General features: G+C 64.6%; 7 protein-coding genes. 6 read left to right on the top strand and 1 reads right to left on the bottom strand.

Annotated features, from left to right (window positions below; genetic code table 11):
• Positions 1-179: 179 nt before the first annotated feature.
• Positions 180-1,391: a cytochrome P450 gene (locus tag FIP57_RS22815; protein WP_238993685.1), complete on the top strand. Its 1,212-nt coding sequence runs from the start codon at positions 180-182 to the stop codon at positions 1,389-1,391.
• Positions 1,392-1,447: 56 nt separating this feature from the next.
• Entirely contained in the window at positions 1,448-1,939 is a 492-nt protein-coding gene (locus FIP57_RS22820; protein WP_148576179.1) for a hypothetical protein, read from the top strand.
• A gap of 122 nt (positions 1,940-2,061) precedes the next feature.
• On the opposite strand, the gene FIP57_RS22825 is transcribed toward FIP57_RS22820, so the two are convergent.
• The gene (locus FIP57_RS22825; protein ID WP_148576181.1) at positions 2,062-2,670 is read right to left on the bottom strand and encodes a TetR/AcrR family transcriptional regulator; all 609 of its coding nucleotides are present in this window, start codon (positions 2,668-2,670) and stop codon (positions 2,062-2,064) included.
• Between the two features lie 302 nt (positions 2,671-2,972).
• Between FIP57_RS22825 and FIP57_RS22830 the strand changes: the two genes are divergently transcribed.
• Genes FIP57_RS22830 through FIP57_RS22845 form a run of 4 tightly spaced genes read left to right on the top strand, consistent with a single transcriptional unit; the run spans position 2,973 to position 5,942 of the window.
• Positions 2,973-4,088: a cytochrome P450 gene (locus tag FIP57_RS22830; RefSeq protein ID WP_238993686.1), complete on the top strand. Its 1,116-nt coding sequence runs from the start codon at positions 2,973-2,975 to the stop codon at positions 4,086-4,088.
• On the top strand, positions 4,085-4,294 hold the full coding sequence (locus FIP57_RS22835) for a ferredoxin (RefSeq protein ID WP_238993687.1): 210 nt from the start codon (positions 4,085-4,087) through the stop codon (positions 4,292-4,294). The genes FIP57_RS22830 and FIP57_RS22835 overlap by 4 nt, the downstream gene beginning before the upstream one ends.
• On the top strand, positions 4,291-5,502 hold the full coding sequence (locus FIP57_RS22840) for an NAD(P)/FAD-dependent oxidoreductase (RefSeq protein WP_148576185.1): 1,212 nt from the start codon (positions 4,291-4,293) through the stop codon (positions 5,500-5,502). The genes FIP57_RS22835 and FIP57_RS22840 overlap by 4 nt, the downstream gene beginning before the upstream one ends.
• Positions 5,503-5,540: 38 nt before the next feature.
• A complete protein-coding gene (locus FIP57_RS22845) occupies positions 5,541-5,942 on the top strand; it encodes a BtrH N-terminal domain-containing protein (protein ID WP_238993688.1) in 402 nt (133 codons plus the stop codon).
• Positions 5,943-6,014 lie beyond the last annotated feature (72 nt).

A 6,014-nucleotide genomic window follows, 5' to 3' on the forward strand; every position in this document is an offset into this window, starting at 1 on the left:
AGCACCAGACGCACAGCCCGCTCCTTGAGAGCAGGATCGATCTTCTTCGGCATGCTGTTCATCCTTCCGGACTCAAACAGCAGCGGCATCAAACCTGGGGCGCTTCAAAACGCGCGACCTCCGCACGCAACCGCGGGCTCCGTCCGCGACGCGCTCATGTAGACGCCTACCCCGAAAGGATGCCGATGAACGACCAACATCTGACGTATAGCCCGTTCGACCCCGAGATCACCGAAGACCCCTACCCCGTCTACCGCGAGCTGCGGCACCACGCCCCGGCCTACTGGTCGGCGCAGGCGAACACCTGGGTACTCAGCCGATACGACGACGTCTCGGCAGCCCTCGTCGACCCGACGCGGTACTCCTCCGCGTCGGGCATCTTTCCCACTCCGCCGGGAGTGGACATGACGCAGCTGTTCCTACCCATGCTCATCATGACGGATCCACCCCGTCACACCGCGTTGCGCAAGATCGTCAGCAAAGCGTTCACGCCCCGGCGGATCGCCGAACTCAAGTCGCACGTCCACGCCATCGTCGAAGACCTACTAAGCCATTCCGCAGATTCGAGCCGCTGGGACTTCGTCTCCGAGTTCTCCGGCCCGCTTCCGGCGATCGTGATAGCTGACATGCTGGGCGTGCCGCGTGAAGACCGTGACCGGTTCCGGAGCTGGTCCACCACCCTCATCCAGTCCAACCCGACCCGTGGAGAGTTCGGTCCTGGCCTGGACGCCGCCGCAGCGCTCTACGACTATTTTTCGGCGTTCCTCGCCGAGCGACGCGCGCACCCCCAAGACGACCTCATGAGCGCGCTGGTTCAGGCGGAAGCAGACGGCGAACACCTCAGCGAGGAGGAGCTCCTCGGCTTCTGCCTCCTGCTCCTCGTCGCCGGACACGAAACCACCACGAACCTCCTTTCCAACAGCGCGGTCGTCCTCAGTGAGAATCCCGAGAGCCGACGGCTGCTGACGGACCGTCCAGAGCTCGTCCCGGGAGCCGTCGAGGAGCTTCTCCGGTACGACTCTCCGGTCCAGGGGCTTTCGCGCACCCTGATCCAACCGGTTGATCTGCACGGTCAGCGCATGATGGCGGGCGACACCGTGCTGCTGCTCTTCGGCTCAGCCAACCGAGACGAAGACGCGTTTCCCGACGCCGACCGCTTCGACATCCATCGAGCGCCGGAGCGCCAGGTCGCGTTCGGACGCGGGATCCACTTCTGCCTCGGCGCAGCTTTGGCGCGACTAGAGGCCCGCATCGCGCTCCAGACACTCCTGGCCAGCCGGCGCGACTGGGAGGTCGATCTGGACTCAGCGGTCCGACTTCGCTCGGGCCCCATCCGCGGCTACATCTCACTGCCAATCGAGCACGCGTGCGCGCCGGCTCAAGCAGAGTGAGCGGAACCACCGTGAAGACACATCCCAGCCCGACACGGGCCAGCGTGCTGCACGCCGTGATCGAGGAGATGCAGGCCCGTAACGACGGCCGGATCCCCACGGACGTCGACGGCGTCGACGCCTTCTTCCACGACACCGAAGACCTCACGGACGCGCTGCTGCTGCGGTGGCACACCCAGCTGACCGCATCGTTGGAAGGGGGGCTCGTTGGTGACCCGGAGGACCGCCAGGAGGCGGCCGTCGAAGCGTGGCGCCAGGCCGCTCAGACCTATCGGGGCGTGCGGAGGGTGATCGACGAGCTGGCCGCACACCCGCCTACGGAGGCGATCGCTCACGCTGTCCGAGCCACCACGTACAACGACTGGGCGGCCATGGCCGTCGCAGCTGGGCTGGCCAGTGACTTCGACCGGGCAGCCAGCCGGGTGGGCCAAGCCCTCGAACTCGAAGCCCGCCGCCGGGACGACCTCGTCTCACCGCCCCCTGCCGAGGTTGCGCGACCACAACAGTGCGGCGCGCTGGCCAGGTTCAAGAAGATGCTTGTCGGTTGATCAGCCAGCGAGAAGCCGAGGTACTTCACCCGAGGCCACACGCCTCAATGCATGCCATGAATCCTGGGTAGCTCCCTGCAGTCGCGGGAGCGGTATGACCCTTCGTCCGTGGCGACGGCTACTCACAACCTTGTGGCGTGCGGCTCGATGAAACGCAACGCCAAGCTCGCCAGGCGCGAAGCGGTCTGATCGAGGGATTCATCAGCAGGCATCACGATATGGCTCACGGTGAGCCGGACAAGGGCATCGACCGCTGGCCCTACATCGTCGTGCGGGAACTCCGGGAAGTGGACCGAGAACCAAGCGACCAGCGTCTCCGAGGCGGCGCGGAAGATCGGTGCGGCGTCCGTGGTTAGCAGCGGGAGCAGGTCCTGGTCGACGCCTCGCGCCGAAGTCAGGATCGCCCTGAGAAGGGGGCTGGCTTCGGCCTGCTTGAGCGCGTAACGCACAGCCTCTGTGACCGCGCCCTGAGCGTCGCCCTGATGCTGACGGAGAACTTCGGCGATCCCGGTGAGAAAAGCATCTGTCTCACGCAGGACCAGCGCCTCGCCGAGCCCGTGCTTGTCACCGAACTCCGCGTACAAGGTGGGCCGAGACACACGCGTGAGTTCGGCGACTTCGTTCATGCGGACCTGTGCCCATCCTCGTTCGACGGTCAGCGCATGCGCGACCTCCAGGGCACGCTCGCGCACCTGTCGGCGGAATTGCTCACGTAGCGACGGAGTGGACACGGAACTACCTTACACATCCCCCGTTTTGTCAGACGGCTGACATTTCTTACCTGGAAGCCCAATCGCTGCTTTACACGCTTGCACTTACTGTCAGCGTATGGTCAGATAGCACTCTTCTGTCAATCGACGCCGGAGAGCCCATGACTACGTCTGCAGCCACTCGCGAAGCCCGTCCCTACGACGAAGCTGACTTGTCGTCGATGTCCTTCTGGTCAGCGTCAGCTGCTGAACGCGAGAGGACTTTCGCGCTGCTACGGGCGGAGCGACCTGTCAGCTGGCATCGCCCGGTAGAAAAGTTGCTCGTGGAGGATCCGAACGATCAGGGCTTTTGGGCCGTCGTTCGGCACGCGGATCTCGTGGAGGTGACCAAGCGTCACGCCGATTTCCTGTCCGGAGAAGGCATCGTGATGGAGTCCATGCCCCAGGAGTTGCTCGACGCCGCACAAGGCTTCATCGCCATGGACCCGCCCCGGCACACCAAGGTACGGCGGTTGTTGAGCTCAGCCTTCACCCCCAAACAGATCTCCCGTATCAATGACCAAATCAGGGCCAATGCCAAGCGGGTGGTGGACGACATCGCCGGCAAGGGGGAGGTCGACTTCGTGTCCGAGGTGTCGGCGCTGCTGCCGATGCACAACATTTTCGACATGATGGGGGTACCTGAGCAGGTTCGACGCAGGGCCGCATATGAGGCACAGTTCGCTGGCGGTTGGAACGACCCCGAGCTGATGGGTGATCAGGAGGTTCTACCGCGGCTCTTTGAGGCGATGGGTTACCTGCGGGAGGTCGCTGGCGACCTCATCGAGAAGCGGCGCGCGAATCCCGGGAGCGATCTACTCACCTCCCTGGTTCAGGCAGAAGTCGACGGCGAACGCCTCTCCGACGACGACATCATTTCCTTCTTCGGGCTGCTGACCGTAGCCGGCAACGACACCACGCGGCAGAGCACCAGCCATGCAATGAAGGCGTTGACCGACTTCCCAGATCAGCGGGTTTGGTTGATGGAGGATTTCGAGAGCCGCATCAAGGGCGCCGTGGAGGAGATGGTCCGTTGGGCGACGCCGATCATGACGTTCAGGCGCACTGCCGCCCGTGACTGCGAACTCAACGGGCAGCAGATCACTGAAGGCGACAAGGTGGTGATGTTCTACGCCTCGGCCAACTGGGACACCGATGTCTTCACGGAGCCGGAGAAGTTCGATCTCGCCCGGCACCCCAACCCGCACGTGAGTTTCGGCGGAGGCGGCATCCACCACTGCCTCGGAAACCAGCTCGCGCGCCAACAGCTCGCAGCGCTGTGGCGTGAACTGCTTCACCGCCTGCCCGACATCGAAGTATGCGGTGAGCCGTCCTACACAGTCAGCACCTTCTTCCACGGGGTCAACCATCTGCCCGTGAAGTTCACCCCGGCGTCATGACGACAGGACGCAAGATGAAGATCGTGGTCGACGAGAACAAGTGTTCCTCCCTCGGCATGTGCGAGTCGGTCGCGCCCGAGCACTTCGAAGTGGGCGACAACGGAGAGCTCCAGATCTCGCAGCCCACCCCGCCGGACGGTGACCGCGCTCTCGTCGAAGAGGCCGTCGCCGCCTGCCCGACTGCTGCCTTACGGATCGAGGAGTGAGCTCGACCGCCGGTCTCGTCGTCGTTGGAGCCAGCCTCGCCGGCCTGCGTGCCGTCGAAGGCGCACGGAAGGCGGGCTACCAGGGGCCAGTCACCCTCGTCGGCGCTGAAGCCCACCTGCCCTACGATCGTCCCCCCTTGTCGAAGCGCTTCCTGGACCCGGACTCCGACCCTGAGGCTGTTACGCACCGGTCGGCCGATGAACTCGGCGAGCTTGACGTGCAGCTTCGCTTCAGCTCCCAAGCAATCGGTCTCGACGCGGAGGCTGAGGAGCTACAACTGAATGGGGAGACACTCTCCTACGACGCTCTGGTGATTGCCACCGGCGCGACCGCCAGACAACTGCCCCATGACTACCTTCCCGGCGTTCATCCGCTGCGCACCCTGGAGGACGCACAGAGTATCCGCCGCGGACTCGATGGAGCCCGGTCCGTGCTCATCGTGGGTGGCGGCTTCATCGGTTCCGAGGTGGCCAGCGCTGCCCGTAAACGGGGCCTGCCCGTCACCATCGTCGAGGCGGCCCCTCTTCCCCTTGCCCGCGCCGTGGGTGAGGAGATGGCCGGGGTCTGCGCTGGGCTCCATTGGCGCCACGGCACCCGACTCCGCTGCGGCATCACCGTCGAGGACTTCGAAGGAGACGATCGCGTCGAGCGTGCGGTGCTCTCCGACGGATCGTCGATCGATGCCGACCTTGTCGTGGTGGGAGTCGGGGCGGAGCCGACGACCGGGTGGCTCGAGGGCTCCGGGCTCCGCATCGACGACGGCGTGCTCTGCAACGAGACGCTGTGCGCCGGACCGGGCAACGTCTTCGCGGCGGGGGACGTGGCGCGGTGGAAGAACAAACATTTCGACCGGATGATGCGGCTGGAGCATTGGACCTCATCGGCCGAGCAAGGTGCTCTGGCTGGCCGCAACGCCGCCAACCCAGCCGAGGCGACGACGTACGAGACGGTGCCCTATTTCTGGTCGGACTGGTACGAGCACCGGCTGCAGATGGTCGGTATCCCGCAGAGCGATGAGGTGCGGCTCATGTGGAAGGCCGGGGATGACCGGTGGCTTGCGCTCTACCGTGAAGACGACCGCTTGGTCGGCGCACTCGGCCTGAATATGCAGAGCAAGATCATGAAGCTCCGTGCGATGATCAAGCGCCACGCGACATGGGGCGATGCGCTGAAGTTCTGCGACGAGAAGCTCCGGGATCTGTTGTGACACCGAATGTCGTCGATGGCCACTTCCAGTCCAGAAGGGTGCTGCTGAAGTACCCACACCGAATGGCCGGGCACTGCGGATCCGGAGCCCTGCGTGACCTGCTCGAATGGGCGGGGCTGGGTTGGCAAGAAGTGCCTGGAGAAGGGCTCGTGTTCGGGATGGGAGGTGGTCTCGCCTTTACCTACCTGAGGCTGGCGGGACTCACCCCGCCCGTCTACCTCGTCGGGCGCAGCAGTGACCTCGAGGTGGACCTCCTCGCCCGCCTGGGGGCCGAGGTCGATGTGCGCGAAACCGACGATCCGGTGGTCGGCTGGGAATGGGTCCGTAGCGAACTCCAGCATGGACGACCCGTCATGGTGTGGGCGGACATAGCCGAGCTTCCCTACCTCAACGTAAGACTCCAGATGAAGCGCCCCAGGTTTGATGCCGCTGCTGTTTGAGTCCGGAAGGATGAACAGCATGCCGAAGAAGATCGATCCTGCTCTCAAGGAGCGGGCTGTGCGTCTGGTGCT

This window comes from Nocardioides caldifontis (genome assembly GCF_008087345.1).
Lineage (GTDB): Bacteria > Actinomycetota > Actinomycetes > Propionibacteriales > Nocardioidaceae > Marmoricola_A > Marmoricola_A caldifontis.